Annotated in this window: 25 protein-coding genes and 1 pseudogene; 14 read left to right on the top strand and 12 right to left on the bottom strand. The window is 66.9% G+C overall.

Annotation, left to right across the window (positions count from 1 at the left end; genetic code table 11):
* Positions 1-208: 208 nt before the first annotated feature.
* The 6 genes and pseudogenes from EF294_RS19590 to EF294_RS21590 all read right to left on the bottom strand — a co-directional run bounded on the left by EF294_RS19590 (position 209) and on the right by EF294_RS21590 (position 4,902).
* The gene (locus EF294_RS19590; RefSeq protein ID WP_246007979.1) at positions 209-676 is read right to left on the bottom strand and encodes an ecdysteroid 22-kinase family protein; all 468 of its coding nucleotides are present in this window, start codon (positions 674-676) and stop codon (positions 209-211) included.
* A pseudogene (locus EF294_RS19585) lies at positions 673-1,376 on the bottom strand (hypothetical protein). Before EF294_RS19585 ends, EF294_RS19590 begins: the two are co-directional and overlap by 4 nt.
* 75 nt (positions 1,377-1,451) lie before the next feature.
* On the bottom strand, positions 1,452-3,047 hold the full coding sequence (gene fadD1 / locus EF294_RS19580; RefSeq protein ID WP_123932616.1) for a fatty-acid--CoA ligase FadD1: 1,596 nt from the start codon (positions 3,045-3,047) through the stop codon (positions 1,452-1,454).
* A gap of 196 nt (positions 3,048-3,243) precedes the next feature.
* On the bottom strand, positions 3,244-3,744 hold the full coding sequence (locus EF294_RS19575; RefSeq protein ID WP_123932614.1) for a hypothetical protein: 501 nt from the start codon (positions 3,742-3,744) through the stop codon (positions 3,244-3,246).
* Positions 3,745-3,828: 84 nt separating this feature from the next.
* A complete protein-coding gene (locus EF294_RS19570; RefSeq protein ID WP_123932612.1) occupies positions 3,829-4,746 on the bottom strand; it encodes a PaaI family thioesterase in 918 nt (305 codons plus the stop codon).
* A gap of 12 nt (positions 4,747-4,758) precedes the next feature.
* Entirely contained in the window at positions 4,759-4,902 is a 144-nt protein-coding gene (locus EF294_RS21590; protein WP_185091162.1) for a hypothetical protein, read from the bottom strand.
* A 41-nt stretch (positions 4,903-4,943) separates the two neighbouring features.
* Here EF294_RS21590 and EF294_RS19565 point away from each other — a divergent pair, with 41 nt between their 5' ends.
* The 8 genes from EF294_RS19565 to EF294_RS19530 are packed head-to-tail and all read left to right on the top strand — an operon-like array spanning position 4,944 to position 15,075.
* Positions 4,944-5,759 carry a TIGR03084 family metal-binding protein gene (locus tag EF294_RS19565; protein WP_123932610.1) on the top strand — a complete coding sequence of 272 codons (816 nt, stop codon included), beginning with the start codon at positions 4,944-4,946 and terminating at the stop codon, positions 5,757-5,759.
* A complete protein-coding gene (locus tag EF294_RS19560; protein WP_123932608.1) occupies positions 5,756-7,513 on the top strand; it encodes an acyclic terpene utilization AtuA family protein in 1,758 nt (585 codons plus the stop codon). Before EF294_RS19565 ends, EF294_RS19560 begins: the two co-directional genes overlap by 4 nt.
* Before the next feature lie 4 nt (positions 7,514-7,517).
* Positions 7,518-8,678 carry an acyl-CoA dehydrogenase family protein gene (locus EF294_RS19555; RefSeq protein WP_123932606.1) on the top strand — a complete coding sequence of 387 codons (1,161 nt, stop codon included), beginning with the start codon at positions 7,518-7,520 and terminating at the stop codon, positions 8,676-8,678.
* A 13-nt stretch (positions 8,679-8,691) separates the two neighbouring features.
* Positions 8,692-10,290 carry an acyl-CoA carboxylase subunit beta gene (locus tag EF294_RS19550; RefSeq protein WP_123932604.1) on the top strand — a complete coding sequence of 533 codons (1,599 nt, stop codon included), beginning with the start codon at positions 8,692-8,694 and terminating at the stop codon, positions 10,288-10,290.
* 8 nt (positions 10,291-10,298) lie between these two features.
* Positions 10,299-12,437: an acetyl/propionyl/methylcrotonyl-CoA carboxylase subunit alpha gene (locus tag EF294_RS19545; protein WP_123932602.1), complete on the top strand. Its 2,139-nt coding sequence runs from the start codon at positions 10,299-10,301 to the stop codon at positions 12,435-12,437.
* The gene (locus EF294_RS19540; protein ID WP_123932600.1) at positions 12,434-13,591 is read left to right on the top strand and encodes an acyl-CoA dehydrogenase family protein; all 1,158 of its coding nucleotides are present in this window, start codon (positions 12,434-12,436) and stop codon (positions 13,589-13,591) included. Before EF294_RS19545 ends, EF294_RS19540 begins: the two co-directional genes overlap by 4 nt.
* A gap of 51 nt (positions 13,592-13,642) precedes the next feature.
* Complete coding sequence (locus EF294_RS19535) at positions 13,643-14,455, top strand: enoyl-CoA hydratase family protein (protein WP_123932598.1); 813 nt, start codon at positions 13,643-13,645, stop codon at positions 14,453-14,455.
* A complete protein-coding gene (locus EF294_RS19530) occupies positions 14,452-15,075 on the top strand; it encodes a TetR/AcrR family transcriptional regulator (protein WP_123932596.1) in 624 nt (207 codons plus the stop codon). Before EF294_RS19535 ends, EF294_RS19530 begins: the two co-directional genes overlap by 4 nt.
* Here the strand turns inward: EF294_RS19530 and EF294_RS22320 are convergent.
* The 4 genes from EF294_RS22320 to EF294_RS19515 form a co-directional block, all read right to left on the bottom strand.
* Positions 15,069-15,281, bottom strand: a complete 213-nt coding sequence (locus EF294_RS22320) for a hypothetical protein (RefSeq protein WP_246007978.1) — start codon at positions 15,279-15,281, stop codon at positions 15,069-15,071. The genes EF294_RS19530 and EF294_RS22320 overlap by 7 nt on opposite strands.
* A 45-nt stretch (positions 15,282-15,326) precedes the next feature.
* Positions 15,327-15,533, bottom strand: a complete 207-nt coding sequence (locus EF294_RS22315) for a hypothetical protein (RefSeq protein WP_246007977.1) — start codon at positions 15,531-15,533, stop codon at positions 15,327-15,329.
* 73 nt (positions 15,534-15,606) lie between these two features.
* Positions 15,607-16,725, bottom strand: coding sequence for an NDMA-dependent alcohol dehydrogenase (locus EF294_RS19520; protein ID WP_123932594.1), 1,119 nt, complete (start codon positions 16,723-16,725; stop codon positions 15,607-15,609).
* Between the two features lie 83 nt (positions 16,726-16,808).
* The gene (locus tag EF294_RS19515; RefSeq protein WP_123932593.1) at positions 16,809-18,305 is read right to left on the bottom strand and encodes an aldehyde dehydrogenase family protein; all 1,497 of its coding nucleotides are present in this window, start codon (positions 18,303-18,305) and stop codon (positions 16,809-16,811) included.
* Between the two features lie 484 nt (positions 18,306-18,789).
* Here EF294_RS19515 and EF294_RS22310 point away from each other — a divergent pair, with 484 nt between their 5' ends.
* Positions 18,790-19,002 carry a hypothetical protein gene (locus EF294_RS22310; RefSeq protein WP_246007976.1) on the top strand — a complete coding sequence of 71 codons (213 nt, stop codon included), beginning with the start codon at positions 18,790-18,792 and terminating at the stop codon, positions 19,000-19,002.
* A gap of 176 nt (positions 19,003-19,178) precedes the next feature.
* Here EF294_RS22310 and EF294_RS19505 read toward each other — a convergent pair whose 3' ends face one another.
* Positions 19,179-20,840: a sigma-54-dependent Fis family transcriptional regulator gene (locus tag EF294_RS19505; RefSeq protein WP_123932592.1), complete on the bottom strand. Its 1,662-nt coding sequence runs from the start codon at positions 20,838-20,840 to the stop codon at positions 19,179-19,181.
* Positions 20,837-21,178: a hypothetical protein gene (locus EF294_RS19500; RefSeq protein WP_123932591.1), complete on the bottom strand. Its 342-nt coding sequence runs from the start codon at positions 21,176-21,178 to the stop codon at positions 20,837-20,839. Before EF294_RS19500 ends, EF294_RS19505 begins: the two co-directional genes overlap by 4 nt.
* A 300-nt stretch (positions 21,179-21,478) precedes the next feature.
* Between EF294_RS19500 and EF294_RS19495 the strand changes: the two genes are divergently transcribed.
* The 5 genes from EF294_RS19495 (at position 21,479) to fusA (ending at position 26,296) form a co-directional block, all read left to right on the top strand.
* A complete protein-coding gene (locus tag EF294_RS19495) occupies positions 21,479-22,384 on the top strand; it encodes an exodeoxyribonuclease III (RefSeq protein ID WP_123932632.1) in 906 nt (301 codons plus the stop codon).
* A gap of 68 nt (positions 22,385-22,452) precedes the next feature.
* Positions 22,453-22,725, top strand: coding sequence for a hypothetical protein (locus EF294_RS19490; RefSeq protein WP_246007975.1), 273 nt, complete (start codon positions 22,453-22,455; stop codon positions 22,723-22,725).
* A 581-nt stretch (positions 22,726-23,306) separates the two neighbouring features.
* The gene (gene rpsL, locus EF294_RS19485; protein WP_006367844.1) at positions 23,307-23,678 is read left to right on the top strand and encodes a 30S ribosomal protein S12; all 372 of its coding nucleotides are present in this window, start codon (positions 23,307-23,309) and stop codon (positions 23,676-23,678) included.
* Between the two features lie 6 nt (positions 23,679-23,684).
* Positions 23,685-24,155: a 30S ribosomal protein S7 gene (gene rpsG, locus EF294_RS19480; protein ID WP_005199940.1), complete on the top strand. Its 471-nt coding sequence runs from the start codon at positions 23,685-23,687 to the stop codon at positions 24,153-24,155.
* Positions 24,156-24,190: 35 nt separating this feature from the next.
* Complete coding sequence (gene fusA / locus EF294_RS19475) at positions 24,191-26,296, top strand: elongation factor G (RefSeq protein WP_123932590.1); 2,106 nt, start codon at positions 24,191-24,193, stop codon at positions 26,294-26,296.
* The last annotated feature ends 45 nt before the right edge of the window (positions 26,297-26,341 follow it).

Raw genomic sequence — 26,341 nt, 5'->3', positions numbered from 1 at the left:
CCCGGGGCCACTCCATGGATTGGTGAACGTGAGCCCCGACTTCACTACCGCAAGGATTAGAACAGGAAACCGGACACGTGACAACCTGAACACCAGTGATCGGCGACACGTCACGTCAACATTCCCCAGAAGCGAGGACACGCTGCGGGCGGGCACCACCCACCCGGCGAGCCTCAAGGGAAGTGCCCCTCATCCGCCCGCGTTGAGCCTAAGCCCGTTCCAGCGTGCAGGCCCGCAGCCGCGAGGCCACCGCCCGGGCTTGCCCGGCGGTGGACCCGGCGATCTGGTCGCCCTGACGCGCCGCACCCATGTCCTCGAGCAGCACCACGAACTCGCTGCAACTCTCCGACAGGGCCGCGGTGTAGCAGGCGGGGACGGGAATGGCGAACTCCGTGGCCGGTTCCCGATAGAACGTGACCTCGTTGCGGAACGCACCCGAGGCGAACTCGCGCTGACCGGGATCCCCGGTCGCCAGCTTGGCGATCACGGTCGACGGCAGCTCGCTCGGGCTGTCGAATGTCATTCGGAGACGCAAGGATTCGGCCATCTGTTCGCTGCCGACGGGCGTGGCCGCCACGGTACGGACCACCGTGTGGTGACCGGAGTCGGCCAACAACTCGGTGAGCAGCGCCGGCGTGAGGTGTTCGACGGCGGTGGGGATGTCGGTGACGGTCAAGAATGGTGTCCTCGGCCGGGATTGGTGGGCAGCGGGTGTCGCGGACGGCGGTCCAGCGTGCGGTACGCGCCGACGACGTCGTCGATCTCGGTGGGGGCCACGCCATGCAGGATCACCGAGTCGACGCCGAGGTCGAACTGGTCGGCAACCACGACCGCACAGCTCCGTGGCGATCCGACCGCACAGTCGGCCACCCACGAGTCCGGGATGGCGCTCGCCAGTTCGTCGAGTTGCGCCTCGGTCACGCTCGCGTCGATCGGTCCGCGAGCGTCGGTGAATGCGGCGGTGGCCCGAATGCGATCCAGATCCGCGGTGTTCCAACCGTTCGCGCCGACGAGCGTCTCCGGGTAGCCCTGCAGATTGGTGGCGAGACGCCCGTGGAGGCGGCGGATCGAGCGTGATTCCCAGGAACAACAGGGGATACGAGCCGGACGGTCTGTCGTGGCCGACGATCATCTCGCCCGACCACAGCCGGCGCAGCACCCCGACCGCGTCCTCGATACCGTCCCGAGGACACCTCGTCGAGCGTGGCGGCCATGGTGGCGGTGACGATCCGGTGGCGGGTGGCGTCCTTGACGTTGAAGCGCTCGGAAAGGAAAGCCGTTCCCAGGCTGAGATGTTCGGCATGCGCCGCCTCGTCGACGAGTTCGGCAGGACGCACCGGATGCCGAGACAGCGCGTAGTAGCCGAGCTCGGTCAGCTGCGGACGGTCGGTGTCGGTGTGGGGGTGTCGGGGCCTGGGGAGACAGGTCTGGGGTGGCCGCAGCCGCACCGGTCATTCCGGCGCCGGAGTCGCTGTCGACACGTGGTAGCGGTGTGCGCGGTCCGGGCGCACCCAGAGCGTTCCGTCGCCGGGGGTCGCACCCTCGGACTTCAGTTGCCGTTTGACGATCTTGTTGGTGGCCGTCGTCGGCAGCGTCGTCGCGATCCGCACGTATCGGGGCCACGCCTTGGGGGAGAGATCGGGTTGAGCGGCGAGTGCGGCGGCGAAATCGTCGGGATCGATGGTCGCGTCGTCGTCGAGCACGATCGCCGCCATCACCGCGTCGCCGACCCGGTCGTCGGGGACTCCGTAGACGGCGACCTGACTGATCCCCGGAATGCGTTGCAGGACACGCTCGATGGGTCCGGCTGTCATGTTCTCGCCGTCGACCCGCATCCAGTCGCCGGTGCGGCCGGCCAGATAGATCCAGTCGTTGTCGTCCTTGTAGGCGAGGTCACCCGACCAGTACATGCCGTCGCGGAGCCGTTCGCCGGTGGTGGCCTCGTCGTTGTAGTACCCGGTGAACATGCCTGCGCCCGAGGTGTTCACGAGTTCACCGATGGCCTCGTCGGCGTTGATGAGGGCGCCGCCCGCGTTGAAGCGTGCGCGTGCGCATTCGGTGGTGGTGACCGGATCGTACACGGCCACACCGGGAAAGCCCTTGCCGATGGAGCCCGTCGGGGTGCCGGGTTCGCGGGTGACGATGATGGCGAGTTCACTCGAGCCGTAACCGTCCCAGACGCGGCAATCGAAACGCCGGGCGAAGTCGGCGATGTCCTGATCGGTGGCCTCGTTGCCGAAGGCGGCGCGCAGCGGATTGTCGGCGTCGTCGGGGCGTTCGGGCGTGGCGAGGATGTAGGCGAGCGGTTTGCCGACGTAATTCATGAACGTCACGCCGTGGCGGCGGACGTCGTCGAGAAAGGTCGACGCGGAGAATCGGGCCGGGACGATCGCCGCACCCGCAGTGGCGGCGACGCTGTACCCGCCGAGCAGCGCGGCCGAGTGGAACAGCGGCATCGACAGATAGCAGACATCGTCGGAGGTGATACCGAACTTGTCGACCAGGGGAGGGCCGGCGAAGGGAATCAGCATGTGCGCCAGCCGAACCGGCTTGGGATTCCCACTCGTTCCTGAGGTGAAGATGAGCATGAACGGGTCCATCGCGCCCGGCGTCGAGAACGGAACCAGCTCGCCCGCCGCGTCGACGCGGTGCGACCACTCCTCGGTGGAGGTGTCGATGACGGTGACTCCGGGCAACTCGAGTCCGGTGAGGAGATCGCGATGTTCGGCGTCGGTCAGCAGGATCTGGCAGTCGGCGCGGTCGATGTCGCCGGCAAGCGCGTCGCCGCGGCGCGTGTTGTTGATGCCCGCAGTGACGTAGCCGCCGAGGGCCCCGGCAGCCAGCGCGGTCACCATGGTCGTGGTGTTCCCCAGCAGGGTGCCGACGTGCATCGGCCGCTGAGGGTCGGCGAGGGAAAGCACCGCCGAGGCCATTCGGCGGGCGTCGGCGATGTGGTCGCGCCACGTACGGCGCGTGTTGTCGCCGATGATGGCAACATTGTCATCGCCGGCGCGTTCGAGGAGGAGCTGGGTCACGGTCTCCGCCATGCCCCAAATCTAGAACGCGTTCCATCCCGGCGTTGACACATTGTCGGAATCGTCTACCGCGACGCCGCCCGGGGCGGGTCGCAACCCGCCGACGGCGCCCTACCCGACGCCGATAGCGCCTTCCTTAAGGCCGACAGCGCCCTTGCGGACGCCGACGGCGCCCTCGGGTGTGCCGAGAGCGCCGTCGGGTGGGTTGTCAGCGCTGGATCGTCGCGGTGCCGGGGGAGAGGGTGAAGGTGTCGCCACCCTTGCCGAGGACGGTCACCGTGAACTCGAGGGTTCCCGGACCGGTCTTCAGCTCCGGGCTGAGTGCCGGCTTGCCGGCCGAGCACGCCGGGAAGGTGGCATAGTCGCTGGTGCGAGCAGAGGTGTTTTTCCAGCTCACCGCGACTTTCGCATCGCTGAGCGAGGTTGTGCACGCGTCCTTGGGCATGGGCTCGAGCCAGACCACGGTCGAGTCCGCGCCGGTTGCCGCTGCCGCGAGCGGGGCGACGAACCAGCCGGTCGGCATCGCGCCCGACCGGCTCACGCCGATCGTCGGTGCTTGCTGCGACGCGTCGAGCGTGCGGACGTCCTGCGAGGGGGTCTGCGGAGCCGCGGTAGCGGTGCCCGCAGCCAGTGGAGCGATCGCGCACGCTCCGAGTGTCAGACATGCGCCGATTGCGGCGCGTCGGTGAGTGAGTTTCCTCTGCAACATTGGTAACATCAGCCCCTTTCGCACCAAACGATAGCACTGTGATCAGCCGCGGACAACGGCGCGAACGCCCTGGTGCGCAGCGGATCAGCGGAAGTGGATGTCGGCGATCCCCTCGCACAGCAGTACCCCGTCGTGGGCGGTCATGCGCGCGGCAAGCGCCGCTACACGCCGGCCTGTCTTGACCGGGGTGACCTCGACGATGACGTCCCCGCCGTGCACCGCGGGCGACCGGAAAAACCCGACCGACATGTCGGCGACCCGGTAATCGGCCGCGGCTGGGGCCAGCGCCTGGCCGGCGAACGAGAATGCCTGGCCGACCATGGTGGCGATGACGCCGCCGTGCATTGTGCCGAAGACATTGCCCATCCACGGTTCGGTGGTCGCGGTGAATCGAATGGCGCCGTCGTCGCCGACGAGATCGACGCGGCCGTTGAGCAGGGTGGTCAGCGGGCCGGCGTCGCGGACCCGCGCCGAGATCTGGGCAACCAGGTCGCGCCCGTCAAGCGTGGGCGGTAGTGCCTCGGGAAGCAGAACACCTTGGGCATCAGCACAATTCGGGACATCGAACACCGGAGTTTCGGTGGCGCCGTCGGTGGCGGCACGACCGACGCGCATGTTCCGCGCCGTCCCGATGCAGCACAAGTGGCCGGCCTCGGTCCGGATCTGTACCGGGGTGACGCCGGTGTGGTCGTCGTGCATGGCGACCTGCGCATCGCAGGTGAGCCGGTCGTCGACGCCGACGTGTCCCAGCGCCGACATGGTCAGCCGTGCCTGCATGCTCAGTGCGCCCGACCGCGCGCCCGCGAGGTGGAAGGGGATGCCGCCGATGTGGTCGAAGAGGACGCCGAACGCCGGGAGGTCGATTCGGCCCCGGTGGTCGGCGAACTGCGCGCAGAGTTGTTGTTGCGCGCTCGCTTGGGTCCCGGACACCGTCAGGCCCCCGACATGGAACACCGACAGCGGGTCGCGAACCGTCGTGGAGCTGGGGGACGTATCGGTCATTGCACAGTCCTATCACCCGATCTCGACGACGTCCGTACGGCGTTCGCCGGGTGTGACGCAGGTCGCGAACCGGCGGCGATCGACGAGGAGGGCGCTGTCGCGGATCTGGCGGGCAATGTCGGGGAGGACGCGGGCGCCGTCGCGGAAAAAAATCATGCACGCTTGATTTTTTGATGGCCGCGTGTGACGCTGATCGCATGTCGCTCGTGCAGGAGGTCGTCGCCGACCTCGCCGCCGCCTCGGCGGAACTCGATGACCTGGTCGCCGACCTCGACGTGGACGAATGGGCGATCCACACGCCCGCGCCCGGGTGGACCATCGCCCACCAGATCGCACATCTTGCGTGGACCGATGAGGTGGCCGCCGTCGCGGCCACCGATCCGGAGGCTTTTTCCGCTATCACCCGAGAGGCGATGACGGATCCCACCGGCTTCGTCGACGCAGCCGCGGAGCAGGGCGCACTGAAGTCTCCCGCCGACCTGCTCGCGCAGTGGCGGACAGTACGTGAGTCGCTGGGCCGCGCGCTGCTCGCGGTACCCGAGGGGACGAAGATCCCGTGGTTCGGGCCGCCCATGTCGGCAACCTCGATGGCCACCGCACGGCTGATGGAGACGTGGGCCCACGGCCTCGACGTCGCCGACGCGCTCGGCGTGACGCTTGTGCCCACCGACCGAATCAAGGCGGTCGTGCACATCGGCGTACGCACCCGTGATTTCGCCTACGCCGTCAATGGAAAGACACCGCCGGCTGCGCCGTTCCGCTTCGAGATCGTCGCGCCGTCGGGGGAACTGTGGACGTGGGGACCCGCCGACGCCACCGACGTGGTGCGCGGTCCGGCCGTCGACTTCTGTGAACTGGTCACCCAGCGTCGTGCCCCGGCCGATCTCGACCTGCAGATCATCGGGGACCACGCCCGCGAATGGTCCACGATCGCCCAGTGTTTCGCCGGACCGCCCGGCGGTGGTCGGGAACCCTCTGGGCCCCTGCACCCTCGACCGAAGGCCGATAGATGACTCCGAATCCGGTCCGTATCGGCAATGCGTCGGGATTCTACGGCGACCGTTTCTCGGCGATGCGGGAGATGCTCGAGGGCGGTGAACTCGACTATCTCACCGGCGACTATCTCGCCGAGCTCACCATGCTCATCCTCGGCCGCGATCGCCTGAAGGACCCGAAAACCGGCTACGCCAAGACGTTTCTGCGTCAGATGGAGGAGTGTCTCGGCCTTGCCGTTGACAAGGGTGTGCGCATCGTGTCCAACGCGGGTGGCCTTCATCCGCACGGACTCGCCGTCGCCCTGCGAGAACTCGCCGAGCGGGTGGGCGTGAACGTCGGCGTGGCCTTTGTCGACGGTGACGACCTCCTCGATCGGGCCGCCGAACTGGGTCTGGGAAAACCGTTGACCGCCAACGCTTACCTCGGTGCCTTCGGAATCAAGACCGCACTCGACGCCGGCGCCGACATCGTTGTCACCGGCCGCGTCACCGACGCCTCGCTCACCGTCGGTCCGGCCGCGAGCGCCTTCGACTGGGGGTATGACGACCTCGATGCACTCGCCGGCGCGGTCGTCGCCGGACACGTCATCGAATGCGGCGCTCAGGCCACCGGCGGCAACTACGCGTTCTTCACCGAACTCGGTCTCACCGACTCCCCGAGCGCCGGGCATCTCGGCTTCCCGATCGCCGAGATCAACGCTGATGGTTCATCGGTGATCACCAAACATGCCGGTACCGGAGGTGCGGTGACGGTCGGAACGGTGACCGCACAACTGCTTTACGAGGTCGGCGGTCCGCGGTATCTCGGCCCGGACGTCACCACCCGACTCGACACCATCGCCCTCACCCAGCAGGGGGACGACCGGGTCGCGATCACCGGAGTACGTGGTGAGGCGCCGCCGAGCACCACCAAGGTCTCGCTCAATCACCTTGCGGGCGTGCGCAACGAGATCACCATGATCCTCACCGGCCTCGACATCGAGGCCAAGGCGGAGCTGTTCAAGAGTCAATTCCTCGCGGCCCTGCCCACAGTGCCAGGCCAGGTGACGTGGGAGCTTTCGCGACTCGACCGCGACGACGCCACCACCGAGGAGCAGGCCTCGGCGCTGCTGCGATGTGTCGCCCGCGACTCTGACGCCGCCACGGTGGGCCGCGTGTTCTCCTCGGCCGCAGTCGAACTCGCGTTGGCCAGCTACCCCGGATTCAGCATGACCGCACCACCCGGACACGGCTCACCCTACGGCGTGTTCGAACCCGGATATGTCGACGCAGCGGCCGTCGAACATCGGGTGTCGTTGCCCGACGGTGTGGTCGAGATTATCGAGCCCAGCCCACTGCGCGCGACGGTCGAAGCCGACGAGCCGGTCAACCGAGCACCCGGCGGCGCCGCACCCTACCCCGAGCCCACCGGGATGATGCCTCTGGGCACCCTGGCGGGCGCGCGCAGCGGCGACAAGGGTGGCAGCGCGAACATCGGTGTGTGGGTGCGTGATCCAGATCATTTCGAGTGGCTCGAGGCAACTCTCGACACCGACCTGCTGACGACCTTGCTCCCTGAGATCGCCGACCTCACCGTGCACCGGTATCGGCTGCCCAACCTGCTGGCGGTCAACTTCGTCATCGAGGGCGTGCTCGGACGTGGGGTCGCCGACAACGTGCGCTTCGATCCACAGGCCAAGGGGATGGGGGAATGGCTGCGCTCGCGGCCGGTGCCGATCCCGCTGAAATTCCTCGAGAATTCCGCCAGCCCAACGACAACCGGTCAGGACTGAACACATGCCGATTACCAGTGACCTCTGGGACAGCGACGAACGACGCGCGTTGCGGGAAACCGTTCGTGGCTTCGTGACCCGTCACGTCCTGCCCGCCCAGGACGAGTGGGAGAAATCCGGCCTGATCCCGCGCGAAATCCACCGGGAGGCAGCGATACTCGGCCTGTTTGGGCTGGGCATACCCGAGGAGGTCGGTGGCAGTGGCGGAGATCTCGTCGATGCCTCGATCCTCGGCGAGGAACTACATTACGCGGGTGCCGCCGGTGGTGTGTTCGCGTCGCTGTTCACCCACGGCATCGCCCTGCCGCATCTGATCGCGGCCGGAGATCCCGCCCAAATCGACCGATGGGTTCGGCCCACCCTGGCCGGTGAGATGATCGGTAGTCTCGCGATCACCGAACCCGGCGGCGGCAGCGACGTCGGGCACCTGACCACCCGCGCCGAGCGTGACGGTGATCACTATGTGGTCAACGGCGCCAAGACCTATATCACCTCCGCGGTGCGCGCCGACTTCGTGGTTGCCGCCGTCCGCACTGGCGGCCCCGGCGCCTCCGGTGTATCGCTGCTGGTCATCGACAAGGGCACACCGGGATTCACCGTCACCCGCACACTCGACAAGATGGGCTGGCGCTGCTCGGACACCGCCGAACTGTCCTTCGTTGACGTACGGGTGCCGGTGGAGAACCTGGTCGGACCGGAGAACTCGGGATTCGCCCAGATCGCCGCGGCTTTCGTCACCGAACGGTCGTCGCTGGCGGTCCAGGCATACGCCAGTGCGCAACGCTGCCTGGATCTCACCGTGGACTGGGCGCGGCAGCGCGAGACCTTCGGCAAACCGATCATCGCGCGACAGTCAGTGCAGGACACGCTGACCGAGATGGCCCGGCGGATCGACGTGGCCCGCACCTACACCCGGGCCGTGGTCGAACGCAAGATCACCTCCGGTGACGACCTCATCGCAGAGGTGTGTTTCGCCAAGAACACTGCCGTGGAGACCGGACAGTGGGTGGCCGACAAGGCGGTTCAGCTCTTCGGTGGACTCGGTTACATGACCGGAACCGAGGTGGAGCGGCAGTACCGCGATATGCGGATCATCGGGATCGGCGGCGGCACCACCGAGATCCTGACCGGCCTCGCGGCCAAACGACTGGGTTATCAGCAGTGAGGGGAAGCATCCGATGACGGCGATCCGTTCCACGCTCGACACAGCGGGCGAGGCATATCAGGCCAATCGAGAGGGCCTGGTCGGCAAACTCGAGGACCTGCAGGCCGAACTCGACAAGGCGCTCGCCGGTGGCGGTGAGAAGTATGTCGCACGACACCGTAAGCGCGGCAAGATGATCGCTCGAGAACGCATCGAGATGCTCGTTGACGAGGATTCGGCATTCCTGGAATTGTGTCCGCTCGCGGCCTACGGTTCGGACTTCACCGTCGGTGCCTCGGTGGTGACCGGCATCGGAGTTGTTGCGGGGGTCGAATGCATGATCGTGGCCAACGATCCCACCGTCAAGGGCGGCACCTCTAATCCGTGGACGCTGCGGAAGATACTGCGCACCAACGATATCGCCCTGGCCAATCGGTTGCCGGTGATCTCCCTGGTGGAGTCCGGTGGTGCCGATCTGCCGACCCAGAAAGAGGTCTTCATTCCGGGTGGGCGGATGTTCCGCGACCTGACCAAGCTCTCGGCGGCCGGAATCCCCACGGTGGCCATCGTCTTCGGTAACTCCACTGCCGGCGGTGCGTACGTTCCGGGGATGAGTGACCACGTGGTGATGATCGAGAACGCGTCGAAGGTGTTCCTCGGCGGTCCGCCGCTGGTGAAGATGGCCACCGGTGAGGACAGTGACGACGAATCCCTCGGCGGCGCACAATTGCACGCACGACAGTCGGGTCTGGCCGACTATTACGCCGCCGACGAGCAGGACGCGCTGCGCATCGGGCGACGCATCGTCGCCCGCCTGAACTGGCGTAAGGCCGGTCCGGCACCGGCTGTTGAGATCCGCGAACCACGCTACGACGCCGAAGAATTGCTCGGCATTGTGCCGGGTGACCTGAAGGTCCCATTCGATCCGCGCGAGGTGATCGCACGCATCGTCGACGACAGCGACTTCGACGAGTTCAAACCCGAATACGGCAACTCGCTGTGCACCGGGTGGGCGCGCATCCACGGCTACCCTGTCGGCATCCTGGCCAATGCGCAAGGCGTGTTGTTCAGCCAGGAGTCGCAGAAGGCGGCCCAGTTCATCCAACTTGCCAACCGCTCCGACACGCCACTTCTGTTCCTGCACAACACCACCGGCTACATGGTGGGCAAGGAGTACGAACGCGGCGGCATCATCAAGCACGGTTCGATGATGATCAACGCGGTGTCGAACTCCACGGTCCCGCACCTATCGGTACTGATGGGCGCCAGTTACGGTGCCGGGCACTACGGGATGTGCGGGCGGGCCTACGATCCGCGGTTCTTGTTCGCCTGGCCCAGTGCAAAATCTGCTGTCATGGGCGCAGCGCAACTGGCAGGGGTCATCTCCATTGTGTCCCGCGCGGCCACCGAGGCGCGCGGCGGTGTGGTTGACGAGGCCGCCGACGCGGCGATGCGGCAGATGATCGAGGCGCAGATCGAGGCGGAGTCGGTACCGGCGTTCCTGTCCGGAATGCTGTACGACGACGGGGTGATCGACCCGCGTGATACCCGCACGATCCTCGGACTGAGCCTCTCGGCGATCCACAGTGCACCCGTCGAGGGGACGTCGAACTTCGGCGTCTTCCGGATGTGAGGACTTCCATGACCGAACAGCACGACATGACCGGCACCATCACGCGCGTGCTCGTCGCCAACCGCGGTGAGATCGCCTGCCGCGTCTTCGCCACCTGCCGGGCGATGGGTATCGGCACCGTCGCGGTGTACTCCGACCCCGACGCCGACTCACCCCACGTCCGAACCGCCGACGTGGCGGTCCGGTTACCCGGATCGACCTCGGCTCAGACGTATCTGCAGGGTGAGAAGATCATCGCTGCCGCCCGCAGCGCCGGCGCCGACGCAATTCACCCGGGATACGGATTCCTCTCGGAAAACGCCGACTTTGCCCACGCCGTGCTCGACGCGGGACTGATCTGGATCGGACCGCCGCCAGCAGCGATCTCGGCGATGGGCTCCAAGGTCAACGCCAAGAAGCTGATGGCCGAGGCCGGTGTACCCGTCCTCGGGGACATCGCGCCGGATGCGGTCGCCGAGTCCGACCTGCCGCTGTTGATCAAGGCGTCCGCCGGTGGCGGTGGCCGTGGCATGCGGATCGTCCGCGATCTCGCCGACCTCACCGAGCAGGTGGAGGGCGCGCGACGCGAAGCGCAGTCGGCGTTCGGTGATCCGACGGTGTTCTGCGAACCGTATGTCGAACGCGGACACCACATCGAAGTGCAGGTGCTCGCCGATACCCACGGTGCGGTGTGGGCGGTCGGAGAGCGCGAGTGCTCGATCCAGCGCCGCCACCAGAAGGTGGTCGAGGAGGCACCGGCCCCGCTCGTCGAGCGGGTGGGCGAGGCGATGCGCGAGAAGCTCTACGCCGCAGCACGAACTGCGGTCGAGGCGATCGGTTACACCGGTGCCGGAACCGTCGAGTTTCTCGCCGACGAGTCCGGCCGGTTCTACTTCCTGGAGACCAACACCCGTCTGCAGGTGGAACACCCGGTGACCGAACTGACCACGGGCACCGATCTTGTCGAGTGGCAGCTGCGGATCGCGATGGGCGATCAGCTCGACGTCGAGGCGCCACGCTCCGCCGGTGCGGCGATCGAGGTGCGTCTTTACGCGGAGGACCCCGCCGCCGGTTGGCAGCCGCAGTCGGGACGGGTGCACGCTTTCCACATTGACGCTGCAACGACTTTCGGTCCGCTGTCCCGATCGGGTGTGCGCGTCGACTCGTCGATTTCCGACGGCTCGGAGATTTCCACCTTCTACGATCCGATGCTGGCGAAGGTCATCGCGTGGGCACCCACCCGGCGGCGGGCGGCGGCGATGCTGGCCGGAGCACTGGCCGACGCCACGATCCACGGTCCGATCACCAACCGTGACCTGCTGGTGCGCATCCTGCGTGATGCCACCTTCCTATCCGGGCACACCGACACCGCCTTTCTGGACACCGTCGGTCTCGACACGCTCGCGTCGCCGTCGGCGGGCGACGAGGAGGCGGTCATGGCAGGTGTTGCGGCCGCACTGGCCGATGCCGCAGCCAACCGCGCTGCCGCCCAGGTGCAGGCGAGCCTGCCCGCCGGGTGGCGCAACATGGCCTCGGGGTATCAGACCAAGACCTACCTGCGCGCCGACGACACCGAGGTCCCGGTCCGGTACCGCAATGGACGCAACGGTATCGAGCTTCCGGATGCACCGGGGCTGTCGGTGCTCACGGCCACACCCGAGGCCGTCGTGCTCACCGACCGCACCGGCCTACGACGCGAACTGCGCGTGGCCCGATACCGCGACGGGGCCGATCGGGCCGGGGCCGATCAGGACGAGGTGTTCGTCGACGGACCCGGATGGTCGGTGCATCTGCGCCGCGCGCCTCGCTTCGTCGATCCCACGGCGGTGCAACGTCCGGGGTCACTGTTGGCGCCGATGCCGGGTGCAGTGATCAGAGTGGCTGTCGCCGAAGGGGATCGGGTCACCGCCGGACAACCGCTGATCTGGTTGGAGGCGATGAAGATGGAACACACCATCTCCGCACCCGCCGACGGCGTCGTCACCGCGCTGGCCGTCGAACCCGGCCGCCAGCTCGCGGTCGGCGACGTCCTCGCCGTCATCGGCGAGGAGACGGCCCCCGACGACACCGGCCCGGCAAACACCAGCGCAGAGAACACCAGCGCAGAGAACACCAGTACCGACACCACCATCACACCTATCGAATCCACCAAGGGGAACACGCCATGAGTTTCATCGAAAGCCCCGAGCGGGCCGAACTACGCGCTGCGGTCGCCGGTCTGGCCGGCAAATACGGCCAGGAATACTTCCGGGAATGCGCTCGCGAGGGCCGCAAGACCGACGAGTTGTGGCGTGAGGCGGGCGAACTCGGATTCATCGGGGTCAATCTGCCCGAGGAGTACGGTGGCGGCGGTGCCGGGATGTACGAGTTGTCGATCGTGATGGAGGAGATCGCCGCCGCGGGTACCGGCCTGTTGATGCTGGTCGTGTCACCGGCCATCTGCGGCAACGTCATTGCCCGGTTCGGCACCGATGAGCAGAAGCAGCGGTGGCTTCCGGGCCTGGCGGACGGTTCGATCACCATGGCGTTTGGAATCACCGAACCCGACGCCGGATCCAACTCGCACCACATCACCACCACCGCGCGTCGCGATGGTTCCGACTGGATTCTCAACGGCCGCAAGATCTACATCTCCGGTGTCGACCAGGCGCAGGCGGTGCTCATCGTCGGGCGCACCACCGACGCCAAGACCGGCAACCTCAAGCCGTCGCTGTTTATCGTGCCGACCGACACACCCAACTTCGAGTACAAGCAGATCGATATGGAACTGCAGAACCCGGAAAAGCAGTTCCTGCTGTACCTCGACGACGTCCGGCTGCCGTCGGACGCACTCGTCGGTTCCGAGGACGCCGCCCTGAGCCAGTTGTTTGCCGGACTGAACCCGGAACGGATCATGGGCGCGGCGTCGGCGATCGGGATGGGACGTTTCGCGCTCGGCAAGGCGATCGAGTACGTCACCGACCGCACCGTGTGGAAGACCCCTATCGGCGCGCATCAGGCGATCGCGCATCCGTTGGCGCAGGGCAAGATCGAGCTGGAGATGGCCAAGCTGATGATGCAGAAGGCCGCCACGCTCTACGACGCGGGCGACGACTGGGGTGCGGCCGAGCCGGCGAATATGGCCAAATACGCCGCGGCCGAGGCATGTGTGAAAATCGTCGATCATGCCGTGCACTCGCTCGGCGGGAACGGTTTGACCACCGAATACGGCCTGGCGCCGATGCTCTCGCTGGCCCGGATCGCCCGGATCGCCCCGGTCAGTCGTGAGATGATCCTGAACTTCGTCTCCCAGACCAGCCTCGGCTTGCCCAAGTCGTACTGATCCGATACACCCGAACCCGCACCGACCGCCACTGCCGACGAAGGAACCGATGTGACCGATCAGCAATCCGAAGTCGTGCACCTCGTGATCGAGGATGGCATCGCCACCCTCACCCTGGACTCGCCGGCAAATCGTAACGCCCTCGGCGCCGCGCTCGTCGGAGAGCTTCTCGACGGGCTTGCTTGTGCCGGAGGTGATCCCGATGTGCGTGCGGTGGTGCTCACCCATACCGGCAACACGTTCTGCGCCGGAGCGGATCTCGGTGAGGCGCTGGCGCGCGGTGCGAGTATTCAGGAAGCATCGGCAGCCGGTACCGAGTCGATGCTCGGACTGCTCCGCACCATCCTGGATCTGCGCAAGCCGGTCATCGCCCGCATCGACGGGCACGTGCGGGCCGGCGGTCTCGGGCTGATCGGCGCCTGCGACATGGTGTTTGCCGGTCCCGCGTGCACTTTCGCGCTCACCGAAGCACGGCTGGCGCTGGCGCCGTCGGTGATCTCGGTGGTGCTGTTGCCGAAGATGACCGCGCGCTCTTCGGGCCGCTACTACCTCACCGGCGAGACGTTCGACGGCGCCATCGCCGAGCGCATCGGGCTGATCACGCAGGCACACAATGATGTCGACGACCTCGACGTCACGCTCGGGGGGGTGCTGAGAGGGATCCGCAAGGCCTCACCGCAGGGGTTGGCCGCGTCGAAGGAACTCACCACGGCACCCATCGTGGCGGCCTTCGACCGTGAGGCGCAGCAACGGGCAGCCGAGTCGGCGGCGTTGTTCGGTAGCGACGAGGCACGTGAGGGCATGACGGCCTTCCTGTCGAAACGGCGTCCGGTGTGGGATCTCACCGAGGGCCGGGCGCCGTGACCACGGGGGCACGGGCGGCCGGCGCACGCGAACCGCAGCAGGAGCGGTCGAGGTTGACCCGGGAACGGCTGCTCGACGCGACCATCGATGCACTGGCCCGCGACGGGTGGTCGTCGGCAACAGTAGCAGCCGTTGCCGAGCGTGCCGGGGTGTCCCGTGGCGCGGCGCAACACCATTTCCCGACGCGAGAGTCGTTGATCACCGCCGCACTCCAGCAGATCTTCGAGGACATGACCGAATCGGCATCGGTGGCCAAAGCCGAACTGCCGGAAGGCGACGCTCGGGTATCGGCGGCGATCGACCGGGCCGTCGAACTGTATACGGGGAAGGTGTTCAAGGCCGCCCTGCAGGTCTGGGCCGCGGCCGCGTCGGACCCGGCACTGCGTCGGCTGATCCTGCCGATGGAGGACAAGTTCGCCCACGCCGCGCACCGTATGACCACCTCGATGCTCGATCCCGACGGCACCGATCCGCGGGTGCACCGGATCGCGCAGGTCACCCTCGACCTCGCCCGCGGCCTCGGTCTGGCCGACACCCTCTCCGACGACTCCGCACGACGCGCTCAGGTCGTGGCCGCGTGGGCCGAGATGGTGTCGGCGGCCCTACAGACCCCTCACTGACTTCGGCGAGCGGGCACCTGATTGCGGCGGCCGGGCGCTGAGAATTGCCGACCGCGCTCGCCCCGCTCGACGTCGAGCAGGTATTCGCGGACCCGCTCGCGGTGGCGGTGAATCCAGCCAACCGCCCGAGTCCACATCAGTGCGGTGATCATCACGGCCACCGCGACACAGACGAGGACGTCGATGGTGGACAGATCGCGTCCCATTCGAGACGTCGGACGGACGCCAGATCATCACCGGCAGCGCGACGATCAACCCGAAGGCCACCGGATACAGCGCGCAGGGCAGGACCAGGTGCGCAGTAGGGCTAACCACAGAACCAACACCATCGCCGAGTTCCCGGAGAGCATCGGCAGGGTCTCGGTCGGGGTGGTGCGGATTCTGCCGAGTTCGGTGCGCACCGCAGCGAGCGTTCCCGGACTGATCACCCGATCAGCGAACCCATCCCCGGCGGTCACCGACATGGATCGACCCGGACGCACAAGCGAAGGTGCGATGCGTCCGGGTCGGGGTCGGGGGATGCCGAAGTGCTCAGCTGTCGTGGATGATCACTCCGCGAATGTTCTTGCCGTCGCGCAGATCCTGGTATCCCTCGTTGACCTCATCGAGCGTGTAGGTCTGGGTGATCAGTTCGTCGAGCTTGAGCTGACCGGCGTCGTAGAGACGCAGCAGTTTGACGATGTCGTACTGCGGGTTGGCCGAACCGAACAGCGTGCCCTTGATCGTCTTCTGGTTCAGTACCAGATCGGTGCCCGATAGATGCACGGTCAGCTTGGTGGGATCGGCGAGGCCGGTGATGACCACGGTGCCGCCCTTGCCGATCACCGCAGCCGCATGGGTGACGACCTCCTCATTGACGGTACCGACCAGGATCAGTGCTTGATCGGCACCTTGACCCCAGGTGAGTTCGTTGACCTTGGCCGCGGCCTCCACCGGGTCTGCGAACGCGTGGGTGGCACCGAACTTGATGGCCGTGTCCCGTTTGAGTGCAACGGGATCGACGACGACGACATACTTCGCGCCGGCGGAGACCGCACCCTGCACCGCGTTGATGCCGAGGCCGCCGATGCCGTAGATGACGACGGTGTCGCCGGCGCGTACCCCGCCCGCGTAGACCGATGTACCCCATCCCGACGGGACGCCGCAGCCGACGAGGACCGCCTTCTCCAACGGCAGCCAGTCGTCGACCTTGACCACCGAGTGCTGGCTGATGGTGGCCCGCTCGGAGAAGGTGCCGAGCATGCACATTGCACCGAAATTGTCTGTGCCGGAATGGAATCGAAATGATCCGTCGGGCATAGAGCCCTCCAAGATGGTGGCGCCCATGTCGCAAAGGTTCTGTCGACCGGTCGAACAGTAGCGGCAGGTGCCGCAGTTGGGGATGAAGCTACAGACCACGTGGTCGCCGACCTTGACCTTGGTGACACCGGGGCCGACCGCCTCGATGATGCCCGAACCCTCGTGACCGCCCACGATCGGATAGCGCGGCGGTAGGTCGCCGTCGGTCAGGTGCAGGTCGGAATGGCACAGTCCCGCAGCGGTGTACTTGATGAGTACCTCACCCTCGCGGGGTTCATCGAGGTCGAGTTCGACGAGCTCGAAGGGCTTGCCCGGGCCGGTGAGTACGGCGGCTTTGGTGGTGATGGTCATCGACTACTCCTATGTGAGTGATGAAAATTGACGGATAAGAAAGGTGTTGTCCCAGAGGAGAATTGTTACAGAGTGCGGAACTGTCACAGCGCGACGTTGACGGCCTTGGTCTGCGTGTACAGATCGATTGCCGACCCGCCGAGCTCGCGGCCCCACCCGGACTGCTTGTAGCCGCCGAACGGCATCGCGGTATCGAAGCCGTTGTACTGGTTCACCCACACCGAGCCGGCCTTGATCGCGCGAGCGGTCTTGTGCGCCTTGGACAGATCCTGGGTCCAGATCCCGGCGGCCAGACCGTAGATGGAATCGTTGGCCGCCGCGGCAACACCGGTGTCGGCGTCGAAGGGCAGGGCGGCCACGACGGGGCCGAAGATCTCCTCGCGCACGATCGAGAAGTCCGGCTCGACGTCGACGAAGACGGTCGGCTCGATGAAGAAACCCTCATTGCCCCAACGCTTTCCGCCGGTCAGGGCGCGAGCTCCGTCGGCGAGTCCGGCCGCGAGATACCCCGAGACGCGATCGAACTGCTCCTGGCTGACCAACGGTCCGAGCTCGGTGGTGGGGTCCAGACCCGGTCCGATCTTGGCCTGCGAGGCGGCCTCGGCAACGGCGGCGGTGAAGTCGTCGAAGATGGGGCGCTCGACGAACAGGCGGGTACCGGCGACGCAGCATTGGCCGTGATTGAACATCCACGCGGCCACCGACCCGGCGACGGCCTTCTCGAAGTCGGCGTCGGCGAACACGATGTTGGGGCTCTTGCCGCCGAGTTCCAACGAGACCTTCTTCAGGTTGCCCTTGGCGGCGTCGACGATCTTCTTGCCGACCTCGGTCGAACCGGTGAAGGCGATCTTGTCGACGTCGTCGTGGGCCGAGAGCGCAGCGCCCGCATCGCCGAAACCGGTGACGATGTTGACCACGCCGGGCGGGAAGCCCGCCTCCTGGAAGACCTCACCGAGCAGCAGGGCGGTGAGCGGGGTCTGCTCGGCCGGCTTGAGGATCACGGTGTTGCCGGCGGCGAGAGCGGGAGCCAGCTTGAACGACGCCATGAGCAGTGGGAAGTTCCACGGCACGATGAGCCCGCAGACCCCGACCGGCTCGCGCAGCGTGTACGCGTGGAACTCGCCGCCCGGGACGAACGGCATCGAGACGTTCACGGTCGATCCGGTGATCTTGGTGGCCAGACCCGCGTTGTAGCGGAAGATGTCGGCCGACCAGTTGGTGTCGACGGCGGAGGCGATGGTCGCGGCCTTGCCGTTGTCGAGCGCCTCGAGCTGGCCGAATTCCTCGGCGCGTTCGGTGAGGATGTCACCCACCCGCCACAGCAGACGTTCCCGCTCGTTGGGCTTCATCCGGACCCACGCGCCCTCGTCGAACGCGGCACGGGCGGCGCGCACCGCGCGGTCGATGTCGGCAGCACCGCCGTGGGCGACGCTGGTGATGGGGCGGGCGGTGGCGGGATCGATCGTCTCGAACGTCTGCCCGGACTCCGCCGACACCCACTCACCCCCGATCAGCATCTTCTTCTCCGACGAGATGAAATCCCGTACCCGGGGGAGGAGGTCGGTTGCGACGGCGGTCATAGGGTCTCCTGCTCGACTCAGTGGTGAAGGAAGGGGGGGCGAACATGGCGGTGTCATCAATGACGATCATTTGTGACGGGGGTCATATTCGGTCCTGCTTCTATTTCTGCCACCGCATAGGTCGGGCGAGGTGTACAGAAACTGAACACCGTGCTGTACAGGTGCCGACCTCGGCGCCGGAGAGCCGCCGGCCGAGAGTGATGAGGTCGCACTCACCTCATCTCTGAGAGGTCGGCGATGCGCCCGAGGATCACCGGTGCCCTCGGGCGAAGTGCGCACGTGCTCGGGCCGGCGACCGGCGCGGGCTCGCCGCGGGAGACCCCGCGCGCGGGGCTCGGATCGTGTCTTGTGTCTCGGCGAACTCGGTGGTGGGGATCCCGCTCGGCGTCGTCCAGCCCACGGTGCGGGTGACCCTGGCGGTCGGGGCAGCCGGCGCGGTGAGGATCCTCTGTCGGGCATCCGCCCGCGAGTGCGGTGGCACTGTGTGCGGCTCTGGCCCCCCGACACCGTGCGTGCGCTCGGACTGCGTTTCGCCGTGGCACCGGTCGCCGTGGCACCGGTCGCCGTCGGCGCCGCGGCGCGGCTCGTGGCCGCCGGACCGAAGGCCGCCGGGCACGTCACGGGGCCAGTGGTGGTGGCGTCGGTGATGTCGCAGGGATCTCGTGACGGTGGCTGCCTGGACCGGGCGCGGAACTAGCGCAACCTCTTCGGTGAGCACAAATTCATCCCGCGACCGCGCGTCGGCGTCGACGGCGCGTATGTGGGAGTGGTGTTTCAGATCGATCTCATCACGGCCCTCACGACGCCCTGCGCAGCGGCGGGAACGAGGTCACCGGGAAGACTGACGGTGCCGGAAAGTTGCGGTGGTGCGGCTCAGATCCCGAGTGCCCGCATCCGCGCATACAGCGTGGTCCGGGAGATCCCGAGTTCCCGGGCAGCCTGAACCTTGTTGTGCGAGCAGTGTTCCAGCGCGTCGATGATCGCCTGTCGCTCGGCCTGTTCGCGGCCGGCGAGGCGCGCGGCGCGGCTTGTGGTGCGGTACCGCTCGGGGAGGTCGGCGACCTCGACCGTGCGCGCCGACCGCAACTGGCAGGTGGCCACCGCTTCGTCGAGCACCGCCACCAACTCGGTGAGATTTCCCAGCCACTCCTGACTGAGCAGGCAGTCGGTGGCCCCGCTCGACAGTGTGGTGCCCGGCGCGAGGTCGGCGACGATGCCACTGGCGATCGCGGGGAGTTCGGTGCTGCGTTGGCGCAGCGGCGGGAGGTCCACCCGGCGCGGGCAGTGTCCGATGAGGGCAGCGGCGCCGACGCCGAGTTGCGCCGGTGGACCGGTCACCACGATCACCGGCGCGGCCGATGTGGCCCGGCCCGCGGCATGGCGGAGCAGCGTCAGCGATCGGTCGTCGAGGAGTTCGGCCCCGTCGACGACCAGCGACACCGACTCCGCACGACACCGTGCGAGCACCGCTGCGATGTCCGGCGCTTTCCCGTCGATGAGGGCGTCGGCGACGTCGACGACGATCGGTGGGCGGTGACTACCGCCGAGGTCGGCGGCCAGCGAGCGGGCCGCCGTGCTGCGTCCGGTACCCGGCTCACCGGTGATCGCGATGCCCGCGGCTATCGATGCCGGGCGGACGGGGGAGGGTGTCGGAGTGGCGCGGATCGTCAGCGGTCGCAGGTGGAACAGCGCCGCACTATGGGTTCCCGCCACCGGTTCGACCACGATCTCCACGGCGGTCCCGCCGGTCAGGGTCAGCGACAATGTGGTCGGGCGCAGCGCCGGGTCGGCCACTACGGCCCGCAGCGCGCCGAAGTCGGACGCGCAGAGTAGTTCGGCGGCAAGGGCATTGGTGAGCTGGATGTCGTCACCGATGGCGGCGACCGCCACATCGCGGCGCGGGGCGGCGCGCTGGAACGCGTCGAGCACCCGTCGTTGATGTGAGCGGGAGCGATCGAGGAGCCGATCGGCGATGTCGGCGACGATGCCGTTGACGAACGGTACCGCCAACGGGTTGGTGTTGTCGGCGACCTCGGTCATGCACAGACTACCCACGAGGCGTCGGGTGGCCGGATGGATGATCGGCTGACCGAAGCAGCTGAGTCGCTTGAACTTCTCGAGGTAGTGCTCGGAGCCGTTGACCATCACGCCGCGACGGATCTCGGCAGGTGTGCCGAGCGCGGTGGTGCCGACAGCGGCTTCGCCGAAGGGCACCCCGCTGGCTGCGCCGGCGCCGTCGAGCGCGCGCTCGATGGTGGTGCCGCCGGTGACCCGGGAGACGATGCGGCATTCGTGGTCGACGAGCAGGAGTGACATCTCGCTGCCGACGATCCTCGAGGCGGCGTCGTCGAGGACAGGCCGGGCGGCATCGAGGAGCGGGTCGGCCGACGAGATGTCGACCGGAGCGGGCAGCACGTCGCGGTCGGGGCGGATTCCGGACAGCGCCGACCGCCGCCAGGACGCTGCGATGACCTGTCGGCCGGGAGTTCGATCGCACGGATCGGGGTCCGCTGCCGCTGTTGTGTCGATGGTCACAACGATGGCACATGTCGGGATGCTCGCGAAAGGCGCTGGTCGGCCCTCCAGGGCCGGGGGGTGTCGACGGAAACCGGTCGGTATGGGCGTAGTCGCGTGCTCAGCCGGTGGATTCGGCGCTTTCCACGCAACGCAGCGGCCCGCGCCAGGACGCACACGGCCACGCCGAGCCCGGCCAACACTGGGCGTGCGGATAGGTGGCGCGGTCGCACCGCGATCCGGTCGACGGGCAGGACCAGCGGCTGTCCACGGTGTAGCACCGGGTTGGTCCACTCGATGGTCGGCATCGCGTCGATGCGCGAGAGCGCCAGGGCGCGGACGATACCGGTGATCGCCATACGTCTGTCCGATTGTGCCCTGCGCCATTGTGACGCAACGGATTTCGGTGTGATTTCGGTACAGAAGGCCAAGTGGGGCGAGCGGGGTGTATCCGGCGAAGGTCGAGCCGACTCGCAATGTGAGGGCTCGCGCCCTTGCTCGGGCGGCGGGTCGGCGATCGACCGGTCTGCGATCGACCGGTCTGCGATCGACGTTGTCACCCGACCGATGGTGGTCGCGTGCGCGGTCCGCCGTTGAGCGGATCGGATCTGCGGGTGGGATGCCGCGAGCCCGACGAGTACCGGCGATACCGTGGTCGTATGCGCGTGGCAACCTGGAACGTCAACTCGGTGAAACAGCGGATTCCTCGACTGCTGCCCTGGCTGGATGAGCGGCGCCCCGATGTGGTGTGCCTGCAGGAGACCAAACTCTCCGACGACGTCTTCGACACCGTCCTCGGGCCCGAATTCACCGACCGCGGTTACGAGTTCGTGCACGTCGGGCAGGGGCAGTGGAATGGGGTCGCGATCCTCTCCCGGGTCGGTTTGTCCGAGGTCCGCCGCGGATTCGACGGTGCGCCAGGCTATCCCGACCCCGAGTCGGCGCCCGAGGCGCGGGCGGTGTCGGCGATCTGCGGGGGAGTGCGCGTGTACTCCCTCTATGTACCCAACGGCCGCGAGCCCGACTCCGATCATTACCGCTATAAGCTCGCGTGGCTCGACCGGCTCCGGGACGTTGTCGCGCCCGAAGCGGCCACGACGATGCTGTGTGGTGACATCAACATCGCGCCCGCCGACGCCGATGTGTTCGACCCGACGGCCTTCGAGGGCCACACCCACGTCACCGAACCCGAGCGTGCGGCGCTCGCCGGTCTCGAGGATCTCGGCCTGACCGACGTGGTGCGCACCCGGTGGCCGTCCGAACGTGTCTTCAGCTATTGGGACTACCGTGCCGGAATGTTCCACAAGGATCTCGGCATGCGGATCGATCTGATCCTTGCCGGCGCCGACACCTCCCCTCGGGTGGCCGCTGCCTGGGTGGATCGCGCGGCGCGCAAGGGGTCCAAGCCGAGCGATCACGCACCGGTCATCGTCGACATCGACGACGCCCCCGACGGCGACATCGGACCGATGGTTCCGCCGCCGTCCACTCCGGCGCGCCGCGGATCGTCGAAGGTGTCGTTGCCGCAGGCCAAGGAGGTCGGCCCGGGCCGGGTCTCCTCCTGAACGACGCTGGGACCGGCGCCGCCGACAACGATGCACGTCGGCGCCCACTGTGGAGTCCTCACCGAGCGATGCGGCGGACCGCCCTCGCAGGCGCATGCGGCCTCGCGGCTCACGACTGCAGCCACCTGTTGGGGTCCGCGGCGATCGTTCTCGTCTCGGCGGGTGGAATCGGAGAGGGTCGTGCGGTGCTGATCGTCCTCGGCACCAGCCTGATCACCTCTATCGCGCACGTCCTCGCAGATCTGCCTGCATGGTCCAACATTCGCCAGGCGCGCGAGAGCTCCGGCGGCAATCGCGCCGCCGACGATGAGGGCGCCGACGTCAGCGCCGCCGAAGCCTAACGACCCGACCTGCGCCGCGAAATCCTTGACGAGGCGCGCGACGCGGTTGCCCATCATGTCCTCGGCGGTTTGTGCGCGCTCAGGCGTGCCCGATTTCCCGCGCGGAATGTTCGGCCAGGTCAGTGGTAGATCAACCATGTCCGGTCATCTGCCGATCACCCCGGGTTGCGGTCGCGTTGGCCGTCTGGATCCGATTTTTGACCTGTGTGAACCCCATCGGTAGAGTGGACCGTCGGTGCCTGGCAACAGCCGGGCCAGTCCGCGTGCCCTGCCCACGCCGCCTGAGGTCTTCGGCCAACGGCGACGGAGGTAGACAGCTTGCATGGGAACTCCCGCCCGTGCGAGGGGTGGCCGGACTGACAAGCGATTCCGCTGTCGGGTGCTCGACACGCCCGACCTCGGGGTAGCAATAACTGTACTGACCAGGGTTTACGCCCTGGTGGGGCGAGTCGTGGAGGTCGTCGGAAGTCCGGTCCCGACCGATTCCGCCGACCTGCCCGGAGCACAAACCACGACGACAACACCATCGAGAGCTCCACCTCGTGTGCGGGCGAACGTGCCGACAAAGGAAGAAATACTCAGTGCCAACGATCAATCAGCTGGTCCGCAAGGGCCGTCATGACAAAGCTGCGAAGAAGAAGACCGCAGCGCTCAAGGGAAGCCCGCAGCGTCGCGGCGTGTGCACCCGCGTCTACACCACCACTCCCAAGAAGCCGAACTCCGCGCTGCGCAAGGTTGCCCGTGTGCGCCTGACCAGTGCCGTCGAGGTCACCGCTTACATCCCGGGTGAGGGCCACAACCTGCAGGAGCACTCGATGGTGCTTGTGCGTGGTGGTCGTGTGAAGGACCTCCCCGGTGTGCGTTACCGGATCATCCGCGGCTCGCTCGACACTCAGGGTGTCAAGGACCGCAAGCAGGCCCGCAGCCGTTACGGCGCGAAGAAGGGGAGCTGATCAGCGATGCCACGTAAAGGACCCGCGCCCAAGCGCCCGCTGATCAACGATCCCGTCTACGGTTCGCCGCTGGTCACCCAGCTGGTCAACAAGATCCTGTTGGACGGCAAGAAGTCGACCGCCGAGCGCATCGTCTACGGCGCACTCGAGCAGGCCCGCGAGAAGACCGGCACCGACCCGGTCGTCACCCTCAAGCGGGCCCTCGACAACGTCAAGCCGACCCTCGAGGTCAAGAGCCGCCGCGTCGGCGGCGCCACCTATCAGGTGCCGATCGAGGTCAAGCCGAATCGTGCCAACACCCTCGCTCTGCGCTGGCTGGTGACCTTCAGCCGGCAGCGTCGCGAGAAGACGATGGTCGAGCGCCTGGCCAACGAGTTGCTCGACGCCTCCAACGGACTGGGCGCCTCGGTGAAGCGTCGCGAGGACACCCACAAGATGGCCGAGGCCAACCGGGCGTTCGCGCACTACCGCTGGTGACCTAACTCCACCCACGATTTCCCGAAGGGAACGGAATGGCACAGGAAGTGCTCAGCGACCTCAACAAGGTTCGCAACATCGGCATCATGGCCCACATCGATGCCGGCAAGACCACCGCGACCGAGCGAATCCTCTTCTACACCGGTGTGAACTACAAGATCGGCGAGACCCACGACGGCGCCTCGACGACGGACTGGATGGAGCAGGAGAAGGAGCGGGGGATCACCATCACCTCCGCGGCGGTGACCTGTTTCTGGAACAAGAACCAGATCAACATCATCGACACCCCTGGTCACGTCGACTTCACCGTCGAGGTGGAGCGCAGCCTGCGCGTGCTCGACGGTGCGGTCGCCGTCTTCGACGGCAAGGAAGGCGTCGAGCCGCAGTCCGAGCAGGTCTGGCGACAGGCCGAGAAGTACGACGTCCCGCGTATCTGCTTCGTCAACAAGATGGACAAGCTCGGTGCGGACTTCTTCTTCACCGTGCGCACCATCGAGGAGCGCCTCGGCGCCAAGCCGCTCGTCCTGCAGCTGCCGATCGGTGCCGAGGACAACTTCGACGGCGTCGTCGACCTGATCGCCCAAAAGGCGATCACCTGGCGCGGCACCGTCGAGATCGGTGCGGAGCCGACCTTCGAGGAGATCCCCGCCGATCTCGTCGATCAGGCCGCCGAGTACCGCGAGAAGCTGCTCGAGACCGTCGCCGAGAGCGACGAGGCGTTGCTGGAGAAGTACTTCGGTGGCGAGGAGCTCTCCGAGGACGAGATCAAGGGCGCGATCCGCAAGCTCACGATCGCTCGCGAGTACTACCCGGTGATCTGTGGTTCGGCGTTCAAGAACAAAGGCATCCAGCCGATGCTCGACGCCGTCATCGCGTACCTGCCGTCCCCGCTGGACGTGCCGAGCGTCGAGGGCCACGCGGTGGGCAACGAGGAGGAGACCCTCTCTCGCAAGCCCAGTGCCGACGAGCCGTTCTCGGCTCTGGCGTTCAAGATCGCCGCGCACCCGTTCTTCGGCAAGCTGACCTTCGTGCGGGTGTACTCCGGTCACATCAGCGCGGGTACCCAGGTGCTCAACGCCACCAAGGGCAAGAAAGAGCGCATCGGCAAGCTCTTCCAGATGCATGCCAACAAGGAGAACCCGGTCGATGAGGCCTGGGCCGGACACATCTACGCGATGATCGGACTCAAGGACACCACCACCGGTGACACCCTGTGCGACCCGAACGCGCCCATCGTGCTCGAGTCGATGAGCTTCCCGGACCCGGTCATCAACGTCTCCATCGAGCCGAAGACCAAGTCCGACCAGGAGAAGCTCGGTACCGCGATCCAGAAGCTCGCCGAAGAGGATCCGACATTCTCGGTCCACCTCGACGAGGAGACCGGCCAGACCGTCATCGGCGGCATGGGCGAGCTGCACCTCGATATCCTCGTCGACCGCATGCGTCGCGAGTTCAAGGTCGAGGCGAACGTCGGTAAGCCGCAGGTGGCCTACCGCGAGACGATTCGCAAGACCGTCGAGAAGCACGAGTACACGCACAAGAAGCAGACCGGTGGTTCCGGCCAGTTCGCGAAGGTCATCATCAAGCTCGAGCCGCTGGTGGACGCCGAGGATGGTGCGACCTACGAATTCGAGAACGCCGTGACCGGTGGTCGTGTGCCGCGCGAGTACATCCCTTCGGTGGATGCCGGTGCGCAGGACGCGATGCAGTACGGCGTGCTCGCCGGTTACCCGTTGGTCAACGTGAAGGTCACCCTGCTCGACGGTCAGTACCACGACGTCGACTCCTCGGAAATGGCCTTCAAGATCGCCGGTGCGCAGGCTCTCAAGGAGTCTGCGCGGATGGCGAGCCCGGTCATCCTGGAGCCGATCATGGCCGTCGAGGTCACGACCCCGGAGGACTACATGGGTGACGTGATCGGCGATCTGAACTCCCGCCGTGGCCAGATCCAGGCCATGGAGGAGCGCAGTGGTGCCCGTGTCGTCAAGGCACAGGTTCCGCTGTCGGAGATGTTCGGCTACATCGGCGACCTGCGGTCGCGGACCCAGGGCCGGGCTAACTACTCCATGGTGTTCGACTCGTACGCCGAGGTTCCGGCGAACGTGTCGAAGGAAATCATCGCGAAAGCCACCGGCGAGTAAGTCACTCGCTGCGCGGTCTGTCGCGAAGCGCTCACGGCGACCGAC

It is taken from the genome of Gordonia oryzae (assembly GCF_003797185.1).
GTDB classification, from domain to species: Bacteria; Actinomycetota; Actinomycetes; order Mycobacteriales; family Mycobacteriaceae; genus Gordonia; species Gordonia oryzae.
Note: the sequence above shows the minus strand (reverse complement) of the source record. Positions and strands in the feature narration are given on the sequence as shown.

What these genes read in the sequence shown, in the direction of transcription:
- fadD1 (WP_123932616.1), bottom strand. Translation starts at nt 3,047, where the DNA reads ATGGCGGAGACCGTGACCCAGCTCCTCCTCGAACGCGCCGGCGATGAC.
- EF294_RS19560 (WP_123932608.1), top strand. Translation starts at nt 5,756, where the DNA reads ATGACTCCGAATCCGGTCCGTATCGGCAATGCGTCGGGATTCTACGGC.
- EF294_RS19550 (WP_123932604.1), top strand. Translation starts at nt 8,692, where the DNA reads ATGACGGCGATCCGTTCCACGCTCGACACAGCGGGCGAGGCATATCAG.
- EF294_RS19545 (WP_123932602.1), top strand. Translation starts at nt 10,299, where the DNA reads ATGACCGAACAGCACGACATGACCGGCACCATCACGCGCGTGCTCGTC.
- EF294_RS19540 (WP_123932600.1), top strand. Translation starts at nt 12,434, where the DNA reads ATGAGTTTCATCGAAAGCCCCGAGCGGGCCGAACTACGCGCTGCGGTC.
- EF294_RS19565 (WP_123932610.1), top strand. Translation starts at nt 4,944, where the DNA reads ATGTCGCTCGTGCAGGAGGTCGTCGCCGACCTCGCCGCCGCCTCGGCG.
- EF294_RS19495 (WP_123932632.1), top strand. Translation starts at nt 21,479, where the DNA reads ATGCGCGTGGCAACCTGGAACGTCAACTCGGTGAAACAGCGGATTCCT.
- EF294_RS19515 (WP_123932593.1), bottom strand. Translation starts at nt 18,305, where the DNA reads ATGACCGCCGTCGCAACCGACCTCCTCCCCCGGGTACGGGATTTCATC.
- fusA (WP_123932590.1), top strand. Translation starts at nt 24,191, where the DNA reads ATGGCACAGGAAGTGCTCAGCGACCTCAACAAGGTTCGCAACATCGGC.
- EF294_RS19575 (WP_123932614.1), bottom strand. Translation starts at nt 3,744, where the DNA reads ATGTTGCAGAGGAAACTCACTCACCGACGCGCCGCAATCGGCGCATGT.
- rpsG (WP_005199940.1), top strand. Translation starts at nt 23,685, where the DNA reads ATGCCACGTAAAGGACCCGCGCCCAAGCGCCCGCTGATCAACGATCCC.
- EF294_RS19570 (WP_123932612.1), bottom strand. Translation starts at nt 4,746, where the DNA reads ATGACCGATACGTCCCCCAGCTCCACGACGGTTCGCGACCCGCTGTCG.
- EF294_RS19555 (WP_123932606.1), top strand. Translation starts at nt 7,518, where the DNA reads ATGCCGATTACCAGTGACCTCTGGGACAGCGACGAACGACGCGCGTTG.
- EF294_RS19520 (WP_123932594.1), bottom strand. Translation starts at nt 16,725, where the DNA reads ATGACCATCACCACCAAAGCCGCCGTACTCACCGGCCCGGGCAAGCCC.
- EF294_RS19500 (WP_123932591.1), bottom strand. Translation starts at nt 21,178, where the DNA reads ATGGCGATCACCGGTATCGTCCGCGCCCTGGCGCTCTCGCGCATCGAC.
- EF294_RS21590 (WP_185091162.1), bottom strand. Translation starts at nt 4,902, where the DNA reads ATGATTTTTTTCCGCGACGGCGCCCGCGTCCTCCCCGACATTGCCCGC.
- EF294_RS19490 (WP_246007975.1), top strand. Translation starts at nt 22,453, where the DNA reads ATGCGGCGGACCGCCCTCGCAGGCGCATGCGGCCTCGCGGCTCACGAC.
- EF294_RS22320 (WP_246007978.1), bottom strand. Translation starts at nt 15,281, where the DNA reads ATGGGACGCGATCTGTCCACCATCGACGTCCTCGTCTGTGTCGCGGTG.